19 protein-coding genes and 4 pseudogenes are annotated in these 26,351 nt (G+C 70.6%); 8 read left to right on the top strand and 15 right to left on the bottom strand.

Annotated features, from left to right (window positions below; genetic code table 11):
• The first annotated feature begins 32 nt into the window (after positions 1–32).
• Together STSP_RS03420 and STSP_RS03415 are read left to right on the top strand one after the other, a co-directional pair.
• The gene (locus STSP_RS03420) at positions 33–917 is read left to right on the top strand and encodes a shikimate dehydrogenase (RefSeq protein ID WP_067271791.1); all 885 of its coding nucleotides are present in this window, start codon (positions 33–35) and stop codon (positions 915–917) included.
• Between the two features lie 87 nt (positions 918–1,004).
• Positions 1,005–2,798, top strand: coding sequence for a bifunctional sugar phosphate isomerase/epimerase/4-hydroxyphenylpyruvate dioxygenase family protein (locus tag STSP_RS03415; protein ID WP_067271788.1), 1,794 nt, complete (start codon positions 1,005–1,007; stop codon positions 2,796–2,798).
• A gap of 117 nt (positions 2,799–2,915) precedes the next feature.
• Here STSP_RS03415 and STSP_RS03410 read toward each other — a convergent pair whose 3' ends face one another.
• The 3 genes from STSP_RS03410 to STSP_RS03400 all read right to left on the bottom strand — a co-directional run bounded on the left by STSP_RS03410 (position 2,916) and on the right by STSP_RS03400 (position 6,753).
• Positions 2,916–4,079, bottom strand: a complete 1,164-nt coding sequence (locus STSP_RS03410; protein WP_067271786.1) for an ATP-grasp domain-containing protein — start codon at positions 4,077–4,079, stop codon at positions 2,916–2,918.
• A gap of 209 nt (positions 4,080–4,288) precedes the next feature.
• Positions 4,289–6,124: an AMP-dependent synthetase/ligase gene (locus tag STSP_RS03405; RefSeq protein WP_067271783.1), complete on the bottom strand. Its 1,836-nt coding sequence runs from the start codon at positions 6,122–6,124 to the stop codon at positions 4,289–4,291.
• Between the two features lie 389 nt (positions 6,125–6,513).
• The gene (locus tag STSP_RS03400; protein ID WP_067271841.1) at positions 6,514–6,753 is read right to left on the bottom strand and encodes a hypothetical protein; all 240 of its coding nucleotides are present in this window, start codon (positions 6,751–6,753) and stop codon (positions 6,514–6,516) included.
• A 417-nt stretch (positions 6,754–7,170) separates the two neighbouring features.
• Between STSP_RS03400 and STSP_RS03395 the strand changes: the two genes are divergently transcribed.
• Entirely contained in the window at positions 7,171–8,175 is a 1,005-nt protein-coding gene (locus STSP_RS03395) for an alpha/beta fold hydrolase (RefSeq protein ID WP_067271838.1), read from the top strand.
• Between the two features lie 45 nt (positions 8,176–8,220).
• Here STSP_RS03395 and STSP_RS03390 read toward each other — a convergent pair whose 3' ends face one another.
• On the bottom strand, positions 8,221–9,318 hold the full coding sequence (locus STSP_RS03390) for an Lrp/AsnC family transcriptional regulator (protein ID WP_078066860.1): 1,098 nt from the start codon (positions 9,316–9,318) through the stop codon (positions 8,221–8,223).
• Between the two features lie 104 nt (positions 9,319–9,422).
• Between STSP_RS03390 and STSP_RS03385 the strand changes: the two genes are divergently transcribed.
• A complete protein-coding gene (locus STSP_RS03385; RefSeq protein WP_067271781.1) occupies positions 9,423–10,646 on the top strand; it encodes a M20 metallopeptidase family protein in 1,224 nt (407 codons plus the stop codon).
• A complete protein-coding gene (locus STSP_RS03380) occupies positions 10,643–12,154 on the top strand; it encodes an MFS transporter (RefSeq protein ID WP_232789510.1) in 1,512 nt (503 codons plus the stop codon). The genes STSP_RS03385 and STSP_RS03380 overlap by 4 nt, the downstream gene beginning before the upstream one ends.
• A gap of 307 nt (positions 12,155–12,461) precedes the next feature.
• Here STSP_RS03380 and STSP_RS03375 read toward each other — a convergent pair whose 3' ends face one another.
• Positions 12,462–14,120: a PHP domain-containing protein gene (locus tag STSP_RS03375; protein WP_067271778.1), complete on the bottom strand. Its 1,659-nt coding sequence runs from the start codon at positions 14,118–14,120 to the stop codon at positions 12,462–12,464.
• Positions 14,121–14,494: 374 nt separating this feature from the next.
• Between STSP_RS03375 and STSP_RS03370 the strand changes: the two genes are divergently transcribed.
• Positions 14,495–16,309: a LamG-like jellyroll fold domain-containing protein gene (locus STSP_RS03370; protein ID WP_067271776.1), complete on the top strand. Its 1,815-nt coding sequence runs from the start codon at positions 14,495–14,497 to the stop codon at positions 16,307–16,309.
• Between the two features lie 43 nt (positions 16,310–16,352).
• Here the strand turns inward: STSP_RS03370 and STSP_RS03365 are convergent, their stop codons facing one another.
• The 4 genes and pseudogenes from STSP_RS03365 to STSP_RS03350 form a co-directional block, all read right to left on the bottom strand.
• Positions 16,353–17,135 carry an ABC transporter ATP-binding protein gene (locus STSP_RS03365; protein WP_067271774.1) on the bottom strand — a complete coding sequence of 261 codons (783 nt, stop codon included), beginning with the start codon at positions 17,133–17,135 and terminating at the stop codon, positions 16,353–16,355.
• A 284-nt stretch (positions 17,136–17,419) separates the two neighbouring features.
• Positions 17,420–18,184: pseudogene (locus STSP_RS03360) on the bottom strand (ABC transporter permease); the annotation flags it as partial.
• Positions 18,181–19,041, bottom strand: a complete 861-nt coding sequence (locus STSP_RS03355; protein ID WP_078066859.1) for an ABC transporter permease — start codon at positions 19,039–19,041, stop codon at positions 18,181–18,183. The gene STSP_RS03355 and the pseudogene STSP_RS03360, both read right to left, overlap by 4 nt.
• Positions 19,038–20,021, bottom strand: coding sequence for an ABC transporter substrate-binding protein (locus STSP_RS03350; RefSeq protein ID WP_067271771.1), 984 nt, complete (start codon positions 20,019–20,021; stop codon positions 19,038–19,040). The genes STSP_RS03355 and STSP_RS03350 overlap by 4 nt, the downstream gene beginning before the upstream one ends.
• Before the next feature lie 245 nt (positions 20,022–20,266).
• On the opposite strand from STSP_RS03350, the gene STSP_RS03345 reads away from it, so the two are divergent.
• Complete coding sequence (locus STSP_RS03345; RefSeq protein ID WP_067271769.1) at positions 20,267–21,052, top strand: IclR family transcriptional regulator domain-containing protein; 786 nt, start codon at positions 20,267–20,269, stop codon at positions 21,050–21,052.
• 83 nt (positions 21,053–21,135) lie between these two features.
• Here the strand turns inward: STSP_RS03345 and STSP_RS03340 are convergent, their stop codons facing one another.
• The 4 genes and pseudogenes from STSP_RS03340 to STSP_RS03325 all read right to left on the bottom strand — a co-directional run.
• Complete coding sequence (locus tag STSP_RS03340; RefSeq protein ID WP_067271767.1) at positions 21,136–22,071, bottom strand: PDR/VanB family oxidoreductase; 936 nt, start codon at positions 22,069–22,071, stop codon at positions 21,136–21,138.
• Entirely contained in the window at positions 22,068–22,253 is a 186-nt protein-coding gene (locus STSP_RS03335; RefSeq protein WP_067271765.1) for a hypothetical protein, read from the bottom strand. The genes STSP_RS03340 and STSP_RS03335 overlap by 4 nt, the downstream gene beginning before the upstream one ends.
• Positions 22,250–23,320, bottom strand: a complete 1,071-nt coding sequence (locus STSP_RS03330) for an aromatic ring-hydroxylating dioxygenase subunit alpha (RefSeq protein ID WP_198547248.1) — start codon at positions 23,318–23,320, stop codon at positions 22,250–22,252. The genes STSP_RS03335 and STSP_RS03330 overlap by 4 nt, the downstream gene beginning before the upstream one ends.
• A 759-nt stretch (positions 23,321–24,079) precedes the next feature.
• Positions 24,080–24,373, bottom strand: a pseudogene (locus tag STSP_RS03325) (transposase); the annotation flags it as partial.
• 8 nt (positions 24,374–24,381) lie between these two features.
• Here STSP_RS03325 and STSP_RS03320 point away from each other — a divergent pair.
• Positions 24,382–24,741 (top strand): annotated as a pseudogene (locus STSP_RS03320) (transposase); the annotation flags it as partial.
• A 258-nt stretch (positions 24,742–24,999) separates the two neighbouring features.
• Here the strand turns inward: STSP_RS03320 and wrbA are convergent.
• Entirely contained in the window at positions 25,000–25,617 is a 618-nt protein-coding gene (wrbA, locus tag STSP_RS03315) for an NAD(P)H:quinone oxidoreductase (protein ID WP_067271756.1), read from the bottom strand.
• 269 nt (positions 25,618–25,886) lie between these two features.
• Positions 25,887–26,081: pseudogene (locus tag STSP_RS41105) on the bottom strand (SDR family oxidoreductase); the annotation flags it as partial.
• Positions 26,082–26,351 lie beyond the last annotated feature (270 nt).

Raw genomic sequence — 26,351 nt, 5'->3', positions numbered from 1 at the left:
TACATTACGTTGGAAGACGGCGAGAGGCAGCGATGGCACCCACGACCCAGGACTCCTTCCTCATCGGCCTGATCGGCGCCGGCGTCGGGCCCTCGCTCAGCCCAGCGCTCCATGAACGTGAGGCCGACCGCCAGGGCCTGCGCTACCTCTACCGGCTGATCGACATCGACGTCCTCGGTGTCACGCCCGACAGGGTCGGCGATCTGCTCCGGGCCGCCCGCGACCTCGGCTACGACGGGCTGAACATCACCCACCCGTGCAAGCAGCTCGTCATCGAGCACCTCGACGCGCTCTCACCCGGGGCCGAGGCCCTCGGCGCGGTCAACACCGTCGTCTTCGAGGACGGCCGGGCCGTCGGACACAACACCGACGTCACGGGCTTCGCCGCCTCGTTCGCCCGTGGGCTGCCGGACGCCTCGCTCGACCATGTCGTACAGCTCGGGGCGGGGGGTGCCGGGGCCGCGGTGGCGCACGCTGTGCTGACTCTCGGCGCCGGACGGCTCACCGTCGTCGATGCGCTGCCGGAACGGGCCTCCGATCTCGCCGCATCGCTCAACCGCCACTTCGGCGACGGGCGGGCGACGGCCGCCGCTCCGGACCGGCTCCCGGCCCTCATCGCGGCGGGCGACGGCCTCGTGCACGCCACACCCACCGGCATGGCCGCGCATCCGGGACTGCCGTTCCCGGCCGAGCTGCTCCACCCGGGCCTGTGGGTCGCCGAGGTGGTCTACCGGCCGCTGGAGACCCAGCTGTTGCGGACCGCCCGCGCTCTCGGCTGCGCCACGCTCGACGGCGGCGGCATGGCCGTCTTCCAGGCGGTCGACGCGTTCCGGCTGTTCACCGGCAGGGAGCCCGACAGCGCCCGGATGCTCGCCGACATCGCGGAACTGGCGGGCGCCGCCGAAGCCCACGCCTGAGAGGGCCGAGCCCGAGCCTGACAGGGCGTCCGAAGCAGTCCCGGGACAGCACCGAGCCCGATAAGAACTCATCGAAGGAGCACCGCCGTGCGTACGTCCATCGCCACCGTCTCGCTCAGCGGCCCCCTCACCGAGAAACTCACGGCGGCGGCACGGGCCGGCTTCGACGGCGTGGAGATCTTCGAGAACGATCTGCTCGCCAGCCCCCTCACCCCGGAGGAGATCCGGGCCCGCACCGCCGACCTCGGCCTCACCATCGACCTCTACCAGCCGATGCGCGACATCGAGGCCGTACCGGAGGACGAGTTCGCCCGCAATCTGCGGCGGGCCGAGCACAAGTTCCGGCTGATGCGGCGGCTGGGCGCCGACACGGTGCTCGTGTGCTCCAGCGTCTCGCCGCTCGCCGTGGACGACGACGCCCTCGCCGCCGCCCAGCTGCGCCGACTCGCCGAGCTGGCTGAGGAGTACGGCATCCGCGTCGCCTACGAAGCGCTCGCGTGGGGCCGCCACGTCAACACGTACGACCACGCCTGGCGCATCGTCGAGGCCGCCGATCATCCGGCGCTCGGCACCTGCCTGGACAGCTTCCACATCCTCGCCCGCGGTTCGGATCCCAAGGGTATCGAGGAGATCCCCGGCGAGAAGATCTTCTTCCTGCAGCTGGCCGACGCGCCGCTGATGGCCATGGACGTGCTGCAGTGGAGCCGCCACTACCGCTGCTTCCCGGGGCAGGGCGGATTCGACGTCGCCGGGTTCCTCGGCCATGTGGTGCGTGCCGGCTATCAAGGGCCGCTGTCCCTCGAGGTGTTCAACGACGTGTTCCGGCAGGCCGACGCGCGCCCGACCGCCGTCGACGCCCAGCGCTCACTGATCGTCCTGCAGGAGGCCACCGGGCTGGTCGCCCCGCCGGACCCGGTCGTGCCCACCGGAGTCGCCTTCGCCGAACTCGTCACGCCCGACGCCGAACCGGCCTCCGCGCTGCTCGGCGCCCTCGGCTTCGCCCGTACCGCCAGGCACCGCAGCAAGCCGGTGGAGCTGTGGCAGCAGGGCGACGCACGCGTCCTGCTCAACACCGGTCCGGTCGGCAGCCGCGACGTCCTCTCCCTCGCCGCCATCGGCCTGGAGTCCCCGGACCCGGCCGCCGCAGCCCGGCGCGCCGAGGCGCTGCTCGCCCCCGTGCTGCCGCGCCGCCGCGCCCCCGAGGACGCGCCGCTCGACGCGGTGGCCGCCCCCGACGGCACACAGCTGTTCTTCTGCGCCACCGACCAGCCCGAACTCCCCAGCTGGACAGGCGACTTCACGCCCGTCGAGTACGCCCCCGCACCCGGCACCGGCATCCGTCGCATCGACCACCTGGCGCTCACCCAGCCCTGGCACCAGTTCGACGAGGCCGCCCTCTTCCACCGCAGTGTGCTCGGGCTCCAGGCGCAGGAGAGCGTCGACGTCGCCGACCCGTACGGACTGCTGCGCAGCCGTGCCGTCACCACCCCCGACGGGGGCGTGCGGATCGCGCTCGGCGTCGGGCCCGCCCCCACCGACGAGGGCGGCCGCGCCCAGCACATCGCGTTCGCCGTCGACGATCTCGTCACGGCCGTCCGCCGGGTCAGGGAGGCGGGCGGCCGGCTCCTGCCGGTGCCCGTCAACTACTACGACGACCTGGCGGCCCGCTACGAGTTCGCCCCCGGCGAGCTGGAGACCTACCGCGAACTCGGCATCCTCTACGACCGCGACGAGCACGGCGAATTCCGCCACTGCTACACCGAGACCGTCGGACGCGTCTTCTTCGAGCTCGTCCAGCGCGATGGCGGCTACCGCGGCTATGGCGCCCAGAACGCGCCCGTGCGGCTGGCTGCGCAGCACGCCCTGCGACTGGGGCGCTGACCGAGGGGCGCGCCCCGCTGGAAGTGCCGTGATGTGCCGTCGGTCGTCTGCGGCGCCGTCGTGGCTGGTCGCGCAGTTCCCCGCGCCCCTTCGGGGCGCGCCCCGAAGGGGCGCCCCCTAGGCGATCGGCAGGCCCGCGTCCGCCGGGGTGACCGCGGCGGCCTGTGCTGGCGAGGCAGGCGGTGCCTCGTCGGGACCCGGGCCCGACGACGGCGCCGGGATCAGCGGTAGTGAGTCCGTTCGCTGCTGGGGGAGCGTCACCGGGCGGACCGGCCGTGGTCCGGCGACCACCGCGTAGTCCGGGCCGAGGAAGTCCGGCGTCAGATCGCCCGGGTCCTCGCCGAGTGCCAGGCGGACGGCGGACCACGGGACGTTCAGGCCGCACTGGGAGAGCTGGTGCAGGCCGCCCGCCGGGCGGGTGTTGACGTCCATGAGGACCGGCTTGCCGTCATGGAGGCGGTACTGGATGTTGGTGAGCCAGTGCAGGCCGAAGGTCTCGGCGAGGCGGCGGGACGGCTCGATCCAGGAGGGGTGGAGCGTGAAGCCGCGGCGGCGGCCGTGCTTGGTGCGGCCCACCGCCATACGGACCCGGCCGTCCGGGCCGGTGAGGCAGTCGACGGACACCTCGGGCTCGTCCAGGCGCGGCATCACCAGCCAGTCCACGGGCTCGTCGGCGTGCCGCAGCGCGTCGACGACCAGGTTCAACGGGACGTACGGGCTGGGGAATCCGGTCAGGTGCATCAGCGAGAACGGGGAGCGCGTGACGACGCGGAAGCCGACACCGCCCGCACCGGCCGCGGGCTTGAAGCACGCCTTGTGACCCGTCGCCTCGATCGCCTCGAAGGCCGTCACCAGCTCGTCCTCGGTGTGCACCCGCCACCACGGCGGCACCGGAACACCCGCGGTCGCCGCCGCCTCATAGGCGGCGGCCTTGTCCTGGAAGGTGGCGATCGCCTCGGCCGGCGGGGCGAGGAGCACGGTGCCGAGGGCGGCGAACTCCTCGCGATGCGCCGCGATCACGCCCTGGTGCAGCACCGGCACGAAGACGTCGATCGCGTGCTGGGCGCACTGCGCCAGCGCGTATTCGACGTAGGCGGCGGGGGACAGGCCCTCGGGTTCCAGTGCCGCGGCGTCCGCGGCGGCCAGGACGGGCGAGTCGGGGTCGCCGTGGGTGGCATGGATCTCGACCCGCGCGCCATGGGGATTACCCCGTAGCTGATCCATGAAGAAGACGTTCTCCGCGTACGTGCGGTTGAGCCAGACGCGTACGCGAGAGACCATTCAGGCCGCCTTCCATGGGTCGGGCAGGGCACGGCACAGCGATGCCGCACCCGGGCAGGGGAGATGAAGGGCACGGAACCGCCGTCCGAACAACCGATGTCGTTGCGGCCCGTGTTGGGCCGATCATAGGGCTCCAACGCGCCTTGTGCTGCTACGTACGTGTTAAGAAATCCCTGGCCACGGCCCATGCTGCCGGGACACGGGCGGAGTCACCGGTTCCGGGCGTACAGGTCGTCGATCTCCCGCTTGAAAGCGCTCACGATCGCGCTGCGCCGGAGCTTCAGAGACGGTGTCATCAGGCCGTTCGAGGCGCTGAACTCCTGCGGCAAGATGCGGAACGCGCGGATGGATTCGGCCCGCGAGACACCGGTGTTGACGCGCGACACGGTCCGCTGGATCAGCGCCCGCAGGTCATCGTCGTCCGTCATCGCCTCGGGACTCGCCTGCGGTTTGCCCATCAGCTTCCGCCAGTTGGCCACGGCCTGGGGGTCGAGCGTGACGAGCGCGGCGACGTACGGCTGGTTGTCGCCGACGACCAGGCACTGCGAGACCATCGGATCCTCCCGCAGCTGCTCCTCCAGGACCAGCGGGGCGACGCTCTTGCCGCCACTCGTAATGATGATGTCCTTCTTGCGGCCCGTGATGACGAGATAGCCGTCCGCGTCGAGATACCCCACGTCACCGGTCGCGAGCCAGCCGTCCCGGAGCACCTGGTCCGTGGCCTCACGGTTGTTGAGGTAGCCCAGGAAGACGACGTCGCCGCGCACCCACACCTCGCCGTCCAGCGCGATGTGCACCGTGTTGCCGGGCATCGGTTTGCCGACGGTGCCGAATCTGACCCGGTGCACGGGCTGCGCCGTCACCGCTGCGGACGTCTCGGTGAGGCCGTACCCCTCGTAGACCGTGATGCCGGCACCGGCGAAGAACAGGCCAAGGCGGCGGCGCAGCGTCGAACCGCCGGAAACGGCGTATCGCACGCGGCCGCCGAGCACGGCCCGTATCCGCGCGTAGACCGCGTGCTCGTACAGCGCGTGCTGCATTCTCAGCGCCGGGCCGGGACCGTGCCCCTTGCCGAAGGCCTGCCGCTCCAGCGCCTCCGCGTAACGTGCGGCGACGTCCGCGGCCTTGTCGAACACGGCCAGCTTGCCCGCCTCCGCGGCGGCGAGCCGAGCGCGCTGGAAGATCTTCTCGAAGATGTACGGCACGGCGAACAGGAACGTCGGGCGGAATGAGTCGAGGGCGGCCAGCAGCGCGGCGGGCGTCATGTCGGGCTGGTGGCCGAGCCGGACGCCGCCGCGCAGACAGGAGACCACCACCATGATCCCGTAGCAGTGCGCGACCGGCAGGAACGTGAGGATCGACGGCTCCTCGCCCGGCTCGGCGGTGAGCTCGCGCCAGCCCGCGATGAGCGTGTCGCACTCGGCGGCCAGGTTCGCGTGGGTGAGCAGGCAGCCCCGCGGCCGCCCCGTGGTGCCGGAGGTGTACGGGATCGCGGCGATGTGCTGCGGCTGGACCGCTGCCCGCCGCCTGGTGACCGCATCGTCCGGGACGTCCTGGCCGGCCTCGACCAGCCGGCGCACTCCGCCGGAGTCCAGCTGCCACATGTGGGCCAGCCGCGGCACCGAGCCGCAGATCGCACCGACCGTCATCGCGTGGTCCTCGTGCTCGACCACGATGGCCGCCGCCTGGGTGTCGTCCAGGATCCAGCGCACCTGCTCCGACGAGGAGGTCGGATAGACGGGTACGACGCGGGCGCCGATGGCCCACAGGGCGTACGTGAGCAGCGTCCACTCGTAGCGCGTGCGGGACATCAGCGCGACCCGGTCGCCGAAGCGGATGCCGCTCGCGATGAACCCCTTCGCGGCGGCCAGCACCTCGTCGCGGAACTCGGCCGCCGTCACCGGATACCACTCGTCCGGCTGCCTCTCCGAGCGGCGCGAGAACTGCACGAACTCAGGGGTCTGCTCGGCGACTTGGAAGACGGAGTCCGCGAGCCCGCCCGAGCGCAGCGGCTCCACCAGCCGCGGGAGGCTGACCTCCTGCACTCGCCCGCCTCCTTCCCGCGCACGGCCGCGCCGCGCGTCAGACCCCCGCACAGCGGCGCCGTGCGCCGGCCGACAGGCAGCGTCGAACGCCCGCCCTGCGTATGGGGGATGCCTACAGGAAGAATACGGTCCGCACCGGCGCGGTCACTCAACTCGCGTCCGAATCGATAGGAAAGCCCAACCGGTTCACAGGAAGGGCCGGTTCGCGGGGTTGGAGCTCAAGGCCCTGGCCGCCGTCAGGGACCTGCGTGAGGTGGCGTACGTCGCCGGCAGCATCGGGCGCTGCCACGCCATCGGTACCGCCGCGAGTGACCTGGCTGAACCGCAAGGTCTCGCCTGAACCGCACGGTGACGTACCCGCGTGACCGGCGTCCTCGGGTGACGCCGCGTCAGCCGCCCTCGGAGCCTTCGGAGCACCAGCCGCGTACCAGCGCGAAGAACGCCTCCTCGTTGCCCGCGAGCCCGGCCACCGCCAGCGCATCGTCGGCCTCCGCGAGCGCGGAGGCCGGGACGATCACCGGTCGCGGCGCGCTCGCCGGGCTGTCGAGGGTGGCGCGGACGGTGTGCAGCAGGCGGAGATACGCCTGTACCGCGGTGCGTTCGTGGCCGGTCAGGACGGCGCTGGACATGTGCATGGGTCGGCTCTCCCCGTATCGCATCGCTTCGTGCCGTGTGCCGTGTGCCGTGCTCCGCCGCGGTGACGGACCGGAGTGGCGCACAGCGTTCTGTCACCGCCCAGCTTGCCCTGCACCACTGACAATCCCCGCGATAGGCCTTGTGACCAGCCGTGTTCCCGCCTTCCCGCGTTCTCGTGTTCCTGCCGCTCCGCCAAGAGCCCAAGTCCCGCCGGCCCAGGCGGGGAATGCGCTGTATCCGAGGTGAAACGTTACGGAAATCCCTTGTGCGGTAGGTCTTCTACGCTCGGAGGAGCCGGGCGGCCGACCACCGTCCGGCGAACGGAACCACCGTGTCGGGGACTTGCAAAGAACGGAGGCGAGCCCGTGTTCGGCGAACCAGGCCGGGGCCCGCAGCAGCGTACGGGGCGGCTGCGGCTGCGCTCCGTGGACGCGGAGGAGACGCGGCTGCACCATCGTGTCGTGCACGGCTACCGCCGCGCGTACCGGATCGCCGGCGAAGGCCCCGCGATCCTGCTCATCCACGGGATAGGGGACTCCTCGGCCACCTGGGCGGACATCATCCCCGGCCTGGCGCGCAGCCACACCGTCATCGCCCCCGACCTCCTGGGCCACGGCGCATCGGACAAGCCGCGCGCGGACTACTCGGTTGCCGCCTACGCGAACGGCATGCGGGATCTGCTCGGCGTACTCGGGATCGAACGGGCCACGCTCATCGGGCACTCGCTCGGCGGTGGCGTGGCGATGCAGTTCGCCTACCAGTTCCCCGAGCGCACCGACCGGCTCATCCTCGTCAGCGCGGGCGGTGTCGGGCGTGAGGTCAACCCCGTTCTGCGCGCGGTGTCCCTGCCGGGTGCGGATCTGCTGCTGTCGACGCTGCGGCTGCCGGGTATGCGGCTGCAGGCGGGCCTCTTCGCCCGGCTGATGCGGCTGCTCGACACCGATCTCGGGCAGGACGCCCCCGAGTTGTTCACGCTCGTCGACGCGTTGCCCGACGCCACGTCGCGCAGCGCGTTCATCCGTACGCTGCGGGCCGTCGTCGACTGGCGCGGTCAGGTCGTGACCATGCTCGACCGCTGCTATCTGACGGAGGGCATGCCCACGATGCTCATGTGGGGGTCGCGGGACAGCGTGGTGCCGGTGCGGCACGCGTACGGGGCGCATGCCGCGATGCCGGGGAGCCGGCTGGAGATCTTCGAGGGGGCGGGGCACTTTCCGTTTCACGCCGATCCCGTGCGGTTCCTCTCGCTCGTCGAGGACTTCATGGCCACGACGCGGCCGGCGGACTGGAGCCGGGAGCGGTGGCGTGAGCTGTTGCGGGAGGGATTGCCCGTCGCCAAAGGACCGGCCGAGTCCGGGGTCTCCGCAGACGTGGAGCGTGATTTGCGTGAGGCGAGCGAGCGCAGCGCGACGTAGGTCGGGCAGGCGGCGAACAACGGTGGCGGCGATTTCGGCGGTCGCTCAACCGCCGGCCACCGCTCCCGCGGAGCGGACGTCGAGCGGGACGGCGCCGAGCCGGTAGCCACGTTCGTCGAGGAGATGGCCGCTCACCTTCATCAGCCACAGCGCGACCGCGCGGTCTCTGATCTCCAGGTCGGGGACGCGTTCGTTCAGCCGGACCTCGAAGCGCTGGGCGTCCGCGAGGGACTTCACCCACGCGACAACGAGCACGTTGTGCCGGCCGGTCACCCCGGCGCAGAGCCGTACCTCCCGCACGCCCGTGACCAGCCGCGCGACGGTCTCCAACTGCCCTGCGGCCGCCCGCCCCCAGAGAATCACGGTGACCGGCCACTCCGAGAGGGGCCTCGCGACCTCGCAGCGGGTCTGGAACATCCCGGCGGCGAAGAGGCGGCCAAGCCTGCGGCGTACTGTGTCGGGGCTGGCGCCGCAGGTCTCGGCCAGTGCGCGGTAGGTGGCGCGGCCGTCCGTCGAGAGCGCGGCCATGAGGGCGTGGTCCATGTCGGTGAGCGGGAAGACGGGCGCCTCGCCGCGCGTCGGCTCCAGGTCCGCGAGTCGGGCGATCTGCTCGCGGTCGAGGGCGCGCAGGCGCCAGCGGCTGCCCTCGGTGTAGACGGTGCTGGCGAGGTGGGTGCGGGTGGCGACGATGCCGGTCATCGAGCCGAGCCCCTGGGTGACCCAGCGGGTCAGCGCGGCGAGATCCGGAGCCAGCACCGTGATCAGCAGATCGCGGTCGCCGCTGACGTGCTCGACCGCGGTGACATGAGGCTGCTCGGCCAGCGCCCGGGCGACGGTGAGCAGGCTGCCGTTGGCGCAGTCCACCTCGACGAAGGCGAGCAGGCCCTCTCCGGCGGTGGCGAGGACGGGCGCGGGATAGCAGCTGATCCAGGCGGCGCCCGCCTCGGTGAGCCGGTTCCAACGGCGGGCGACGGTGACGGCGTCGAGGCCGACGACGGCGCCGATCCGTGTCCAGCTCGCGCGGGGGGCGATCTGCAGGGCGTGGACGAGGGCCTGGTCGACGTCGTCGAGTGCCCGCACCGGCGGCTCCACCGGCGGCCGCCCCCACAGTTGTGTGCCCGCCTGCCGTGAATCCTGCGCCATCAGGCATCCCTCCGCGGATTTCCTGCGCATACGAGGTGGTGGACCGCGTGGGACTGCAGCCTTGCCCCACGACGGCCGGAACCGTATCAGGAGGTAGACGCAGCATGTCCGTACTGGAACGCGCCAGGGAACTCCAGCCCGATCTCGTCCGGCTCCGCCGTTCACTGCACCGCGAGCCGGAACTCGGCCTTCAACTGCCCCGCACCCAGGAGAAGGTGCTCGCCGCACTGGACGGTCTCCCGCTCGACATCACGCTCGGCCGTGACCTCACCTCCGTCACGGCCGTACTACGCGGCGGGCGGCCCGGTGGCGCCGTGCTCCTGCGCGGCGACATGGACGCCCTGCCCGTAGCGGAGCGGACGGGTCTCGACTACGCCTCCGAGGCGGCGGGCAGGATGCACGCCTGCGGACACGATCTCCACACCGCGGGTCTCGTCGGCGCCGCGACCCTGCTCGCGGACCGGCGCGAGTCTCTGCACGGCGATGTCGTCCTCATGTTCCAGCCGGGCGAAGAGGGCCACAACGGAGCCGGCGCGATGATCGACGAGGGTGTCCTGGAGGCCGCGGGCAAGCCGCTCGACGCGGCGTTCGCCCTGCACGTGGCGGCCAATCGGCTGCCCGGCGGCTGGATCGCCTCCCGCCCCGGCACGGTGATGACCGCGGCTGACGTCCTGAGAGTGACGGTCCGCGGCGAGGGCGGTCACGGCTCCGCCCCGCACTACGCCAAGGACCCGGTCCCGGTGGTGTGCGAGATGGTCACGGCGCTGCAGAACTGGGTGACGCGGACCTTCGACATCTTCGACCCGGTGGTGGTGACCGTCGGACGGTTGCACGCCGGTACGCAGCACAACGTGATCCCGGAGACGGCCGAGTTCGAGGCGACCGTGCGCAGTTACTCGGAGGCCAACCACGAGCGTCTCGCCGAGGGCCTGCCGCGGCTGGTGCGCGGCATCGCCGAGGCACACGGGCTCGAGGCGGATGTCAAGTACGAGCTGCTCTACCCGGTCACGGTCAACGAGCCGGCCGAGACGGCGTTCGCGCTGGACACGGCGCGTGAGCTGATCGGCGCGGGAGAGGTGTGGGAGGCCCCCCAACCGGCCAGCGGCTCGGAGGACTTCTCGCTGGTGCTGCGCCAGGTGCCCGGCGCGATGCTCCTCGTCGGCGCCGCGCCCGAGGGCACCGATGTGGCGCGGGCACCCCAGAACCACTCGCCGAAGGCGGTCTTCGACGACGCCGTCCTGTCCCGCCAGGCGGCGCTGCTCGCGCAGCTCGCAGAGCAGCGCCTCGCGCCGACGGGGACGCGGACGACGACGGAGGCCGGGGCATGACGGACGCGATCGGCGACGGAGGCCGGGGCATGACACCCAAAGGCGCCGCGAGCGGCGGACCCGGGAGTGTGATCGGCGGACCCGGGAGAGTCAAGGCAGTCGTGGGACTGCTCGTCGTCTTCGAACTGGTCAGCGGGTTCCTGCAGGGTTCCGCCCCGGCACTGCTCCCGGCCGTCCAGGACTGGCAGTCCATCAGTACGGCCGAGGCCCAGTGGTTCACGGCGATCCAGTTCCTCGCGGCCGCCGTGAGCGTGCCCGTCTTCGGCCGGCTCGGCGATCTCCACGGCCACCGCCGCCTCATCCGGATCTCCCTGGCCTGCATCACGGTGGGCGCGCTGCTGGTCGCGGTGGCACCCAATCTGGCCGTCCTGCTGCTCGGCCGGATGCTGATGGGCCCGCTGGCGGCGCTTCTGCCCCTGGAGATCGGCCTGGTCCGCGGCCGGCTCGACCTCGAGGGCGGGCGCCGCGCAGTCGGGCTACTGGTAGGCGCGCTGACCCTCGGCTCACTGCTCGGCCACGGCCTGGCGGGACCGCTGCTCCACGTCACGGGAGACATCCAGGTCACGCTGTGGGCGCTCGCCGCACTCGCCTGCGGCTGTCTGGCGCTCTCGTACTGCGGCGTTCCGGAATCCCCATCCCGCGCCGAGGGCCGGATGGACTGGGCGGGAACCGTGCTGCTCGGCCTGGCCCTGGTGCTGTTCCTCGGCACGGTGTCGCGCGGCGCGTCGTGGGGCTGGGCCTCGCCGCTCACCCTGTCCGGGCTTCTTCTTGCCGCCGTGCTCATGGCCTGGTGGGTACGGATCGAACGCGACCGGCCGCATGCCCTGGTGGATGTGCGGGCGGTGGCCGGGCGGCGGGTGGCGCCGTACTACGTCTCCGGATTCGTCTTCGGGGCGGTGATGCTGGGTGGCCAGGCTGTCGCGATCAGCTATCTGGCCGCGTCGCCGTCCGACGAGGGATACGGGTTCGGGCTTGCGACCTGGGAGATCAGCATGTGGGGCGGGGTGCCGCATGTCCTGGCCTTCATAGGGGCGAGCATCGTCGCCCGGGTTGCCGCACGCACGGGCTACCGCCGCACGCTCCTGTTCGCTTTCGCCCTCATGGCGGCCGGCAGCGCCGGACTCATGGCCACCCACGCCGTGCTGCCGCTGTTCGCCCTGTCGTTCGCGGTCGCGGGCTTCGGCATGGGCCTCGCGATGGGCGGACTGCCCACCGTGATCGTGGAGGGCAGCGCCGAGGACCGTACGGCGAGCGCCACCGCGGTCTACAACAACCTCAAGACGCTCGGCGGCAGTGTCGCAGGCGCGGGTGCGTCGGTCGTCCTCGGCGCTCTGGTCGTCGACGGTACGGAGGTCCCGGCACTCTCCGCCTATCTGACGTTCTGGGGGCTCGGCGCAGTGCTGTGCGTACTGGCGCTGGCACTCCAGGCGGTGACTGCCCGCCAGGCGGACGGCGAAGGATCGGAGAGCGGGATCCGGTCCTCAGCAGCTGTCCTCAACAGGCCCTGAACGCCACGAACGTAGACACGATGGTGCGCGGGCAGGAGGATCGCCGCGTGGCGTGAGGCCCCCAAGGGCGTGCGTCGCCAACTCCGCTTTCGACGCACTGTTCGGCGGCGTACGCCCGCATCTCACGGCCATCCCGCGCGACAAACCCCATCATGGACGCTATGACGCTGGTGCTGAGGGAGTCACGCCGCGCCCCGCGCGCGGACGCACGGGGGGCGGCGCGCCGGGGTGAGCGGCGCGCATCTGCGGGCGGTGCCGGTGGCCGAGGCGTAGCGGTACGCCACAGCCACAGCTCGGCCGGCCGTCGTCAGCCCTCCACCTCCACGAACACGGGGTTCGTGTAGAACCACGTGTCCAGCCAAGGATTGCCGTTACCCGGCTCATGCGTCACCGGCCCGTGCGGGTCGATCGCGGCGCCCAGGTAGCCGGCGCCGTTGCGCTTGCCGTCGCTGCCGCGCAGCCGCAGGTAGAAGGACTCCTCGGCAGCGCCCACCGGGAGCGTGAGGGTGTACGTGCCCGTACGCCCCGACACGTCCCAGGTGTGGGTCACCCTGGTGTCGGGCGCCCGCCACTCGTCGCGGTCAGCGACCGGCCCGCGCACCGCTCCCCGGACCACGTCGACATGCGCGAGCTCGGGCAGGATGCCGTACGGATTGCGGCGGGACGCCGTCGTCACGGTCACCGACAGGGTGATCCGCTCACCGCGCCGCACGTGCAGCCGCCCGCCCAGCGTGGCCCCCCGGCCCCGGCCGTCCGCACCCTGCACGCGTACGTCGATGCCGTCCACGAGATGGCCGTGGTCGACCCACACCCGGCCGGCTCGCAGCCCCGCCATGACACTGCGGTATCCGTAGCCCGTCACACCCACGTGCGTACGGCTGAACTGGCCCGGCCAGAAGTCGGAACCGGGCTGCGGCTCGGTCGTGTTCACCGGGTCGGGCAGGCGGCCCGTGGTGTCGAAGTTCTCTCCCGGCGCCCAGTCGCCGTTCTTCCAGGTGTCGAACACGACCCGGTGCACGTCGGAGTTGGACGTGATCGTGAACAGCTTGCCCTCCGCGAGCATCGCGTCCCACAGCCCGCCGACCGTCGCCGTCGCCCAGTCAAAACCGCCGTAGGTGAGGTAGGCGTCGCGCGGGTAACCGGCCCAGGAGTTGGCCGAGGGAGCGTTCTCGTACTCGCCGCGGATGCTGTTCGCGCCCCGCCAGCCGGGCAGTGCCGCGCCCTGCGCACCCGGAGCGCCCTCCATGCCGATCATGATGCCGGGGGCCGCGTCGCGCCAGTTGCGCATCTCGTGCGGGGAGTCGATGCCCAGCCGCATCGGGTGGTTCGCGAGGACGAGCACGTCGTCGACGTAGCCCGTGCGGCGCTGTTCGGCGAGCCACTTGAGGGCCGCGACCGCGTGCCCCTCGTTGCGGGCGGTGGCCGGGTCGTCCGGCGCGCCCGCGGTGTAGCCGAGCAGCTTGCCGTCGTAGGCCGTCTCGAAGCGGGTCAGTACGTCGACCTCGTTCGGTCCTGGCGCGGTGAACACGGTGCAGTGCTCGGCGCCCGGGATGTACCACTCCAGGCCCTGGAAGATCAGCTGCCGGGGGTTGTCGGCGCGGGCCTGGAGGATCTGCTCGTTCTCCAGCTGTGCGCCGTACTTCGCGTGCCCGACGTTGCTGTGCTCGGTGAACACCATCCAGTCCAGGCCGTACCCGGCGGCGGCCGCGGCGATCTGGGAGAACGTGTACTTGGCGTCGTGGCTGTAGACGGAGTGGTTGTGGTGGTCGCCCACCAGGTAGGCCAGTTCGGGATCGTTCCCGCCGGTGGCGGCGTACGCCTGGCCCGCGGGCAGTGCCGCGCCGGCCGCGAACGCGGCGCCGAACAGCCCTGTCCGGCGCAGCAGCCCACGCCGGCTGAGGCCCTGGGCGTCGAGCGAGTCCGCGGACACCCGCGGGTCGGCCCATACGGGCAGAGGTCTGGACATATCGGGGCTCTCCTTCGGCGAGGCGGGATGCCGCGGACGGTAACGGGTGACACGGAGCGGCCGGGCGAAGCGGAGGTGAACACTCAGGTCAGCGCGAATGGGTGAACCATCAGGGCGCGTGCCGGGCCGAGGCGGCGCGCGGCCGGGCTGAGGTGGAGTGCGGCCGGGCCGCTCCGCCGGCAGCGGACCGTCGACGCAGCGACGGTGCCACTTCTGACTACTGACACCTCTTCGTTCCCGGGTGTAAGTCTGTGCGACAACAGGCCCGCATACCTCTCTGCGTGACACCGTGCGGGCCTCCGCCTTGTTGCGGGCGGCCGAAACGCCCGTACGCACACACTTCGCCACCCCCGAACGGCAGACAGGAGTCGGCCATGTGCCGAGAGCACCAGGGACCGGGTCCGCGCCCGGGGTTCAACCGTCGTATGTTCCTCTCCGCCACGGCACTCGCCGGTGCGGCCACGGCGGTGGCGGCCGCACCCGCGCAGGCGGCCGCCGAGAGATGGGCTCCCGACCCGCAGAGCCCCCGATTCACGCTCGCCGTCATGCCGGACACGCAGTACCTCTTCGACGGCCCGAGCATCCAGGCCGCCCCCGTCGAGGCATCGCTGCGCTACCTGCTCCAGCGCGGCCGTGACGAGAACATCGTGTTCCTCTCCCACCTGGGCGACCTCACCCAGAACGGGCGCCCGGAGGAATTCGCCGCGATCGGCAAGGCGTTCGAGCTGCTGGACGACCGGCGTGTCGGCTACAGCGTGCTCGCCGGCAACCACGACATCCGCTCCAGCACCGACGACCAGCGCGGCGACAGCCCGTACCTCGACACGTTCGGTCCTGGCCGCTTCGGCTCGTCGCCCACCTTCCGCGGTGCGACCCCCGACGGCTACAACACGTACCACGTGTTCCGGGCCGCCGGGCGCGAGTGGCTCGTGCTGGCACTGGACTGGCGGCCGTCGGCCGGGGCGTACGACTGGGCAAAGAAGGTCCTGGCCGAGAACCCCAGGACGCCCGTCATCCTCACCACCCACCAGCTCGTGGAGGGCGACGGTGGACTCAGCGCGCACGGACAGGAGTTGTGGGACAGGCTCATCGAGTCCCACGACCAGATATTCCTGACCCTCAACGGCCACGACTGGCCCGCCGCCCGCACCGTCCGCAAAAACGCCGCCGGACGCGAGGTCCATCTGCACCTCACCAACTACCAGAACCGCTACTACGGCGGGTCCGCGATGATCCGCCTGTACCACTTCGACCTCGCCCGCGGCACGATCGACGTCGAGACCTTCTCGCCCTGGCTGCTGAGCAAGGCCGCCGACGAGCTGAACGAGCTCGAGCGCGAGGAGATCGAACTCACCGGTCCCGACGACCGGTTCTCCCTGGCGATCGACTTCGAGCAGCGCTTCTCCGGCTTCGCCCCGGTGCCCGCGCGCCCGGCCCGTCCCGCCTCAGCCCTGCTGGTACCGGGCACGGTCGCGTACTGGCGCTTCGACACCGGCGAGGACGGGACGGCGCTTGCCGACGGCGCCCGGGTCCGCGATCTGTCCGGGCACGGCAACGACCTCACCGCCGTACGCGTGTCCGGCAGCCCCTCTGGAGCCCTCACCTGGTCGGGCGCGCACCACCCCGACCAGCCCGGCCACGGCAGCCTGCGCCTGGACGGCGGCAAGCCACCGCTGCGGGGCGGATACCTGCGCACCGCCGACGACGCCCCGCTGAACCAGGCCACGTTCCCGCGCGGCTACACCATCGAGGCCTTCTTCCGGCTCCCGGCCGACTGGGACGCCTCACGCAACGCCTGGTCCGCGATCCTCGGCAGGGCGGGCGCGGCCGAGGGCTCCGACGAACCCCCGGCCACCCTCTCGCTCTCCAACGACCGCGAGACACAGTGGGCGGTCTTCCCGCCCGCGGGCGGCGATGTGATCACCAACTGGGGCCACGAGACACCACTCGGGCAGTGGCAGCACGTGGCGGTGGTCAACGACGGGCGGCACACCACGATGTACATCGAGAGCTGCCCGGTGGTGCGCAACCCGACGGCGGTGTCCACGGGTGTCGCCACGCGCGGTCTGCCCTGGCTGCTGGGCGGATACGAGTACGCAGGCGTCCTCGACCAGCTGCTCAGCGCCTGGGTCGGGGACGTCAGAGTCGTGGACCGAGCGCTGGTGGTACGGGAGTTCATGAACGCATAGGACGGTGACTGTGGCTTGTCCTCGTGTCGCCCCCGGCGGCGTCTTATGACCCGCGCTTCGCCGCCTGGATCTGCTCGTACACGTGCGTGCGCAGCTCCGCGAAGCGCGGGGCGACGCGCGTGTGCAACTGGTCCCGTTCAGCGGGCAGGTCGATCTTCAGCTGTTCCTGTACAACGGTCGGGGACGCCGAGAGGACCAGTACCCGTTCCCCGAGGTAGACGGCCTCGTCGATGTCGTGGGTCACGAACAGGATCGTCATGCCCCGCTCCCGCCACAGCCGCCGCACCAGGTCCTCCAGATCCGCACGGGTCTGGGCGTCCACCGCGGCGAACGGCTCGTCCATCAGCAGCACGCCGGGCTCGTAGGCGAGGGCGCGGGCGATGGCGACGCGCTGCTGCATACCGCCCGACAGCTGCCATGGATAGGCTCCTGCGGCGTCCGCGAGGCCGACGGACTCCAGGGCCTCCGCGACCAGTTCACGACGTCGAGCCCTGCTCAGCGGACTCTTCTGCTTGAGCGGAAGCTCGACGTTCTCCCGCACCCGCATCCAGGGAAAGAGGCTGCGGCCGTACTCCTGGAACACGACGGCCATGCCGGGCGGCGGCCCGCTCACCCGGCGCCCCTCGAGCAGGACCTCACCACCGGTGGGCGTGAGTAGTCCGGCTACGCACTTCAGCAGCGTTGTCTTGCCGCATCCCGACGGGCCGACGAGACAGACGAGTTCACCCGGCTCGATGGTGAAGGTCAGATCACGGACCGCCTCCACCCGGCGCCCGGACCCTTCGTAGACCTTCTGCAGTCCGGAGACGGCGAGCAGGGGCTGCATGGAGCGTCCTTTCGCAAGGGCTTCGCCACGGAGTGGGCGGGACTTCGCGAGGGGCCTCGCTGGGGAATCGGCCAGAGTTGCAGGAGTGTCCGGAACGTTCACTGCGACCGCCGGCGGCGAGTGAGCCGAAGGGGCGCGTCGGTTTCGAGGGGGCGTGGGGGTCCCCCCTGCTCGAGCGAAGCCGAGAGCTTGGGGGAGCGCGGAGGCCCGACGGAGGAGGGCTGAGCACGGTCGGTCACTCGAAACCGACTTCTGCGCCCCGGAGGCGAACCGAGCCTTGAAAGGGAAGCGGCGCGAAGGCCGTGGTACCAGCCGAGCGCCCGCCGCTCGACCAGCTGGAACAGGAGCGACAGCAGGACGCCGAGCAGCCCGAGCAGCAGGATCCCCGTCCACATGTCGGGGATGGCGAAGCCGCGCTGGAACTGGACGATGGTGAAGCCGAGGCCGTTGCTGGCGGCGAACATCTCGCTGATGACCATGAGGATGATGCCGATGGACAGGGCCTGGCGGAGCCCGGCGAAGATCTGCGGGCTCGCCGAGCGCAGCACCACATGGCGCAGTCGCGCGACGCCCGTGATGCCGTACGAGCGTGCGGTCTCGGACATCACGGAGTCCACCGCCCGGACCCCTTCGACCGTGTTGAGCAGGACCGGCCACACGCAGCCGCTCGCGATCACAGCGATCTTCATGGTGTCGCCGATGCCCGCGAAGAGCATGATCACCGGGACCAGGACGGGCGGCGGCACAGCGCGCAGGAACTCCAGAACCGGCTCGCAGACGGCCCGCACCCGGCGGTACGAGCCGATGACCGTGCCGAGCACGACGCCGGCGACGGCCGCCGACGCATAGCCGGCCGACAGCCGCAGCACGCTGGGGAGTACGTCGTCGCGCAGCCGCTCGCCCGTCCACACCTCGGGGAACGCCGTGAGGATCGTCCGCAGCGGCGGCCAGTACACGTCGGTGCTGTCATCCGACGCCAGCCACCACGTCGCCACCAGCAGCGCGGGCAGAGCGATGACGAAGAACAAGCGCAGCGCCAGGTGCTTCATACCGCCACCTCCCCGCGCACCGACTGGTGCCAGGCGAGCGCCCGCCGCTCCACCGTGCGCGCACCCACGTTGATCAGCAGCCCGAGCACGCCGGTGACCACCACCAGGGCGTACATCGCGGGCACGGCTCCGGAGGTCTGGGCGACGGCGATGCGCGAGCCCAACCCGGGTGCGCCGATGACGAGTTCGGCGGTCACCGCCAGGATGAGGGCGACCGCGGCGGCCAGGCGGACGCCCGTCATGACATACGGCAGGGCGGTGGGCCACAGCACGTGACGGATCCGCGCCCAGGTGCCAAGGCCGTAGCTGCGGGCCGTCTCCTCGGCGACCGGGTCGACGTCCTGGACGCCGTACAGCGTCTGGACCACGACCTGCCAGAAGGACGCGTACACCACCAGGAGGAGGACCGAGCGGAGTTCGGTGCCGAAGAGCAGGACGGCGAGCGGGATCAGGGCGACGGAGGGGATCGGCCGGAGGAACTCGATGGTGGAGGCGGTCGCTTCGCGGAGGTACGGGACGACCGAGACGACGACTCCCGTCAGGATTCCCGCCGTCACCGCGATCGCGAGTCCCAGCGCCCAGCCGGTGAGCGTGTCCCCGAGCGCCGTCCAGAACGCCCCGTCGCCCAGCTCGGTGACGAGGGCGCGGGCGATGCGGCTGGCCGGCGGGAAGAATTCCGCGGAGACGATGCCGAGCCGCGGCACCGCCTCGCACAGGGCGAGGAAGGCCGCGAGCCCGGCCACACCGAGAACGGCGTTCGTCAGCCCCGGACGCGGGCGGCCGGGGCGCTCGTCGTTCGTCAGGCTGACGAGCGGTCCCGACCCCGCCCCGGGGTCGCTGAGTCGCCTCTCCTTCATGGCAGCAGCGTGTCCAGATCCGGCGAGGACTTGAAGAGGCCGTCCTTCTCACCGAGTGCGGCGAGCGCCTCGATCGAGGCGCGGTTCGGCTCGGCGGGCCACTTCGGCAGGGTCACCTTCTCCAGCGTCGCCGCCGGGATCTTCGTGTACGTGGTGACGATCTCGCGGACCTCATCCGGGTGTTCGCTCGCGTAGGCGAGAGACTCCGCGGTGGCCTCCTGGAACTTCTTCACCAACTCCGGGTTCTGCTGCGCGTACTGCGTCGACGTGAAGTACATCGCGACGGTGAGGCCCTTCGCGACGTCGACCAGCGACGAGGCGATCGCGCTGCCGCCCTGGCCCTTGATGGTGGCGAGCGCGGGCTCGACCACCATGGCGGCGTCGATCTGGCCCTTGTCGAGGGCGGCGGGCATCTGGTCGAAGGCGAGCTCGACGAACTTCACCTTGTCGGGGTCGCCGCCGGCCTTGCGTACCGACTCGCGCACCGCTGTCTCGTTGATGTTCTTCAGGGTGTTGACGGCGACCTTCTTGCCCTCCAGGTCCTTCGCCGTCTTGATGGCGCTGCCCTTCTTCACGGTGAGCGCGCCGAAGTCCTCGCCCTCCACGCCCGTCGAGGAGGCGCCGTTGACGACGGCCTTCACGGGCACGTTGTTGGTCTGGGCGATCATCAGCGAGGTCATGTTGGAGAACCCGAACTGGAACTGGCCGCTGACCACGCCCGGCACGATCGCCGCGCCGCCCTGGGCGGTGGTGAGTTCCAGCTTGATGCCGCGCTTGCTGTAGAAGCCCTTCTCCTGGCCGAGGTAGAGGGGCGCGACGTCGACGATCGGGATGACGCCGACCTTGAGCGTGGTGGTACCGCTCCCCGATCCCTTGCCGGAACCGGAGGGCCCGGACGAACCGGGGGACTCGGACGAGCCGCAGGCCGTCGTGGCGACCAGTAACGCGCCGACGGCGAAGCCGATGAGCAGACGACGCATGAATCCCCCTTGTGGGACCGGATGGACCGGATGGACATCGCTCCGAGCGAGTGTGCGCAGGCCGCACGGCAGTGCTGAGCGCGAACGTAGAGCCCGCACAAGCGAGGGTCAATGGGGCGTGCCGAAACTGTCGATTTCCCCTCTTCGCAAGGGAGTTGGGAGGAGTCTTCCTGTCCGTTGACACGCGTGAAGCGCGCTCCTAGCGTGCGCACAGCGCACCCTCGTCCGCTCTCGGGAAGGCAGCCATGAGCGCCGGAGCACGGGAACCGCACTTCGTGCAGTCCTTCGAACGGGGACTGGCCGTCATCCGCGCCTTCGACGCAGACCACCCCGAACTGACCCTCAGCGAGGTCGCGCGTACGTGCGGCCTCACGCGGGCGGCGGCGCGCCGCTTCCTGCTCACGCTCTCCGACCTGGGGTACGTACGAACGGACGGCCGGCTGTTCCGGCTCAGCCCCCGCGTGCTGGAGCTCGGCTACGCGTATCTCTCCAGCTTCTCGCTCCCGGACATCGCCGAACCGCATCTGGAGCAGCTGGTCGCCGAGGTACGCGAGTCCTCCTCGCTGTGCGTGCTCGACGGCGACGACATCGTCTACGTCGCACGGGTGCCCACCAGCCGCATCATGACCGCGTCGATCACGGTCGGCACGCGCTTCCCGGCCCATGTGACGTCCGTGGGCCGGGTGATGCTCGCGCACCTGCCGGACGAGGAGATCGACGCCCGGCTCGCACGCGCCGAACTGCGCGCGCTGACCGCCCGCACGATCGTCACCACCGGCCTGCTGCGCGCCGAGCTCCGACGCGTGCGCCGCCACGGGTACGCCATCGTCGACCAGGAACTGGAGGAAGGGCTCCGCTCGGTGGCCGCCCCGGTGAGGGACCGGGACGGCGACGTCGTCGCAGCCGTCAACATCCCGGTCCACGCCAGCCGGAACTCGGTCGAGTCCGTTCGCAGGGACCTGTTGCCGCCGCTGCTGGCCGCGGTGGCGCGGATCGAGGCCGATCTGCGGGTGGTGGCGCGGCGGCGCTGAGCGCACCGGCCGGCCTGGCCGACAGCCGACAGCTGGTCGCCGACGGCCGGTCGACGGACGGCCCGTGCGCGGTCTCCTGCAGGTCAGAGGTCCAGGACGAGCCGTGGCCCTCGGCAGCGCGACACGCAGATCATCATCGTCTCGCCCGCCTCCCGCTCCTCATCGGTGAGTACCGAGTCCCGGTGGTCCGGTGTGCCCTCGAGGACGTCGGTCTCACACGTGCCGCAGGTCCCTTCCGTACAGGAGTACAGCACCTCGACACCCGCCGACCGCACGGCATCCAGTACCGAGACGCCCTCGGCCACGGTCACCGTCTTGCCCGAGCGGGACAGCTCCACCTCGAAGGCGGTGTCCGGGCCGGTCTCCTGCTCCTTCGGCTGGAACCGCTCGACGTGCAGCAGCCCGCCCGGGCACCGCGCCTCGACCGCGTCCAGCAGCGGTCCCGGACCGCAGCAGTAGACGAGGGTGCCCTCGGGAACGTCGTCGAGGACGGAGCCGAGATCCAGCAGCCCCGTCTCGTCCTGCGGAGCGATCGTGACCCTGTCCCCGTACGCGTCCAGCTCGTCGGTGAACGCCATTGATCCGCGCGTCCGGCCGCCGTACAGCAGCGTCCACTCCGCGCCCGCCGCCTCGGCCGCGGCCAGCATCGGCAGGATCGGGGTGATGCCGATGCCGCCCGCGATGAAGCGGTAGCGCGGGGCGGGCTCGAGTGCGAAGTGGTTGCGGGGGCCGCGCACGCGGACCTTGTCGCCCTCCCTCAACTCCCCGTGGACGTAAGCAGATCCGCCGCGCCCGTCGGGTTCGCGCAGGACGGCGATCCGCCAGACGCCACGGTCCGCCGGGTCCCCGCACAGCGAGTACTGCCGCTCCAGGCCGGGGCCGAGCAGCACGTCGATGTGTGCTCCCGGCTCCCAGACCGGGAGCGGTTCGCCCAGCGGGTGGCGGAGCGTCAGGGCGAGCACGCCGTCGGCCGCGGACTCCCGGCGGTCGACGACGAGTTCGGCTTCGTACGAGGTCATGAGCTGGTTCCTTGCGGCTCGTGTCCGTGCGGCTCGTGTCCTTGCGGATGGGCGAGCATCCACTCCCACATCTCGATGGGGTCCTGCGCGGTGTGCTCGCGGCCGCAGTGGCAGGTGCCGTGCAGGATGTCCGTGCCCGGCAGCCAGTCGATGCGGTAGATCTCTCCGGTCGGTGCGGTCACTGGACCTTCTCCATGGGCTTCGCGCCCTCCTCGACCAGCCGGGCGAGGATGCGGCGGGCGGCGAGACCGCCGGTGTCGATGTTGATGCTGAGCTCCTGGTAGCCGGCGGGCTCGGTGACCAGGGTCTTCTGCAGCAGGTTCAGCGCGTCCACGTCCTGCATGACGACCGTGTGGTTGTTGCCCCGCAGGAACTCGGTGACCTCTTCATCATCCGTCGCCCAGTCGCGCGAGACCATCCAGAAGTCGTACACCTTGCCGTCGGCGGACGGCGTGATGGCGTACGTGATCTCGGTGTGGAAGCCGTTCGGGTCGCTGCCGTCCGGCTCGGGCAGCACGCCGACCGGGGCGATACGGCTGTGCAGCAGGTACAGGCACGGCGCGTGGTACTCGATGTCCTGCCAGCGGGTGATGCGGCCCTCGATGCCGGTGGACTTGGCGTAGAAGGGCGGACATGCGGCGTCGTCCATGTGCCGGCTGACGCGCACGATGCCCGCGCCCTCGTCGACCTCGGTGGTGATCGGCGTCTCGGCGACCTCGGGGGTGCCGATGTAACCGCCGTGCAGATACGTCTCGTGGGAGAGGTCGAGGAGGTTGTCGACCAGGAGCCCGTAGTCGCAGTCGATGGGCTCCATGCCGCGGACGGTGACCCAGCCGGGGGAGTCCAGGTGCTTCGCCCGCGGGATGGCTCCCGGGTCGGCGAGGGCCGGGTCCCCGATCCACACCCAGATCAGGGAGTCCTGCTCGACCACCGGGTACGAGGCGACGCGGGCCGTGCGCGGGACGCGCTTCTGACCCGGCACGTACACACAAGTGCCCGTCGTGTCGTACGTGAAGCCGTGGTAGCCGCACACGATCCGGTCGCCGTCGAGGCGGGTCGGGCTCTCGGACAACGGGAAGCGGCGGTGCACGCACCGATCGTGCAGGGCGACGGGCGTCCCGTCCTCCTCGGTGCGGTAGAAGACGAGGGGCTCGCCGAGGATCGTCCGGCCGAGCAGCTCGCGGCCCACCTCGTGCGCGTAGGCGGCGACGTACCACTGGTTCCTGGCGAAGGCGGTCATGTGAGGCATGGGGTTCCCGTCCCTGTCGGCGGGGCGTCTTCGCCCCGCGTGCCGTGGTTGGGATCAGGCTCCTGACGACTGCGGTTGCCGCGCAAGGCGGCTTCCGCCAGGCGGAAGCGTCTCTATGAAAGAGCTGGTCAGGGCCCTGCCATCCGCCTTGCGTATCACTGGCAGCGGCTGCGGAGTGACGCCGCTGGGTGGATCACTCCCGAGGCGGCCGCTGATGCATTTGGCGAGCACGTCCGATCGTGGTGCTGTCGTAATTGTCCGGAAGTGGGATTCTTATTGGTTAACGCACCAACTTCTTGCTGGTTCTTGAGCGGTACACCGGCAGAAGTTGCATTCTTGCAGTTCAAGACTGGTCAGTGCAGTGGCGAGGGCGTGCTGGGTCGAATCCGGGTCGAATTGGCCCGTCTTGGCGTACCTGGTTGAGTTATCGCAGGTCAGGGAGGCGACAGGCAGGATCAAACCGCGTGGGGAGAAGCGGACGGCTGCACGGCACAGTTGCTGGCGTCCTCGCAGAAGTGGGTTGGGGGAACGGACGGGGCAAGTTGCGGTGGTGAGGGCCGCCGTGGACGGCTGGGCTCGCCCCTGTCTAGGCCTCCTGTCGGAGGAGGGAGAGGCGAGGGCTACTGAGCCTCATAGCGTGGTGTCGGCAGGGGCTGACGGCTCATGATCCCTCCGGTTTGCCGACTGGATGAGGTATGCGCAATGGGCGGGCTGGCCGACGAGCGGAGGGCCTTCCGCAAGAAGTTGAGGCCGGAGGGGTCATGTCCCCTGTGGTGGTGTAGCCGGACCGATCTGATCGTTGTTGGGGTAGATCTTGTCCATGCTGCCTTCGGGGAGGTAGCGGCGTGGGAAGGCGATCCCCTCGTCGTGCATCTCGATGAGCACGGCGGTGGTGAGAGGTTCGAGGGCGTCGGGGTTGGGGGAGATCTGCACGACGTCGGTCCGGCGTTTGATCTCGCGGTTGATCCGCTCCAGCGGGTTGGTCGACTGGATCTTCTTCCAGTGCCGATCAGGGAAGTCCGCGAACGCGGTCAAGTCCTCCTTCGCTTCCAGGCGAGGACGCGGCGACGGAACGCCTCCTGGAGTTCCAGGAGGCGTGGGGCCGGACGTATCCGGCGATCGTGAAGCTGTGGTCGGACGCCTGGGCCGAGTTCGTGCCCTTCCTCTCCTTCGACGTCGGGATCCGCAAGGTCATCTGCAGTACGAACGCCATCGAGAGCGTCAACGCCCGCATCCGCAAGGCCGTCCGCGCCCGCGGCCACTTCCCCAACGAAGCCGCGGCCCTCAAGTGCATCTACATGGCGCTGATGAGCCTGGACCCGACGGGTAAGGGCCGCATGAGGTGGACCATGCGCTGGAAGGCACCCCTCAACGCGTTCCAGATCGCCTTCGAGGGCCACCTGAACCCGAGCAACAACTGATCACTCAGCAACCAAGATCAGCCGTTAATTGACACACCCGGCCCCTGCGAGAAGGACAGCTCCACCGGCTATGAGGGTGGCGAGCTCAGCCACGAGCGCCTCCTTGTTCAAGGAGTGTGGCCCCCTGTGCTGGATGTCCTTACCGTCACAGAGTCAGCAGAGATGGTGGACCTTCGGCCGCTGGAAAGGGGCTCAGACACCCGAGTGGTGCATGGCACCACGTCCCCGACGTCATACGTCGGGGACGTGGTGAGCCGGTCAGGCGGCGAGGCCGGCCTTCAAAGCGGCCGCGATCTGGACCACCCGCTCTGCCTGGTGACGCGCGGCGTTGCGGGTCTGCTCGCCGACGGGGTTATTGCCCTGGGCGTCGGTGTGAGAGGTGCCGTAAGGGTTGCCGTCGACGAACTTCACGGTATCGGTGTAGCCGGGGGAGGCGATCAGACCGCCGAAGTGGTGAATCGAGTTGTACAGGGCCAGCAGGGTGGACTCATGTCCACCGTGGGCTGTGGCGGTGGTGACGAAGCCGCTGTACACCTTGTTCGCGAGCTTGCCCTGCGCCCACAGGCCGCCGAGCGTGTCGATGAACTGCTTGAGCTGGGAGGAGATGTTGCCGAAGCGGGTTGGAGAGCCGAAGATCACGGCGTCCGCCCACTCGACGTCGGCGGGGGTGGCCACCGGGATGCCGGCGCTGGCGGCGGCGTGCGCGGCCCAGGCCTCGTTGGAGGCGATGGCGGCCTCGGGGGCGAGTTCGGCGGCCTTGAGCAGGCGGACCTCGGCGCCCGCCGTCTCGGCGGTTTGGGCGATCTCCTTGGCGATCTCGGCGCTGAAACCCGTGGACGAGTAGTAAATGACCGCGAGCTTGACGGGGGTGGACACAGTTGTACTCCGATTTGCTGAAGGTGATGGTGAAGTGGGGCGTATGACGCCCGGGCGATGGTCTTGTCTGACCAGTGCCGTGAGCTGCAAAACCGAACTCGGTGGTTCGGATCGGAAGCGGCGGCCTGTGCCGCCTGGTTGCACACAACCGGCATGAACGGATCCGTCCGTGCTGCTGCGTATCGGCACCACTGGGTGACGCGGGAAGCGCTGCCGCTAGTCGGGAAGACCCTGGTTGTCGCCTGGCAGGCGATCTGCCCACCGTCGACGGCGACCTCGCTCCCGGTGACGAATCGAGAGTCGTCGCAGGCGAAGAAGAGCACCGTGTGGGCGACGTCATCGGGCTCGCCGACCCGTTCGAGTGCGATGTTGCTTGTGTCGAAGGTGACGCCCTCGGTCATCGGCGTGCGGGTCTGCCCCGGGTGGACTGCGTTCACTCGGATCCCGTAGGCGCCCAGTTCCAGTGCGGCGGGTCTTGGCCAGTCCGCGGCTCCCCCGCTTGGAGACCACGTAACCGGACATCCGCGGCGGCGAAGGCGCGAAGTTTGGGCAGGTGGTGGAGCCGCTGCACCGGTATCTGTGGCGCCGGGCGGACGCCGGTCCGGTCCGGCTCACGGCGACTGGTCGGGCGCCTCGGACTGCCGCAGTGCCGAGGTCTTGTCGTCCAGTGGCCAGCGGTGGCAGACCGCCACGTGCAGGATCACGCCGAACGCCAATGCGTTGATGCTTGCATG

This window comes from Streptomyces jeddahensis, from assembly GCF_001642995.1.
Taxonomy (GTDB): domain Bacteria; phylum Actinomycetota; class Actinomycetes; order Streptomycetales; family Streptomycetaceae; genus Streptomyces; species Streptomyces jeddahensis.
This window is presented reverse-complemented; position numbering and strand designations above follow the sequence as displayed.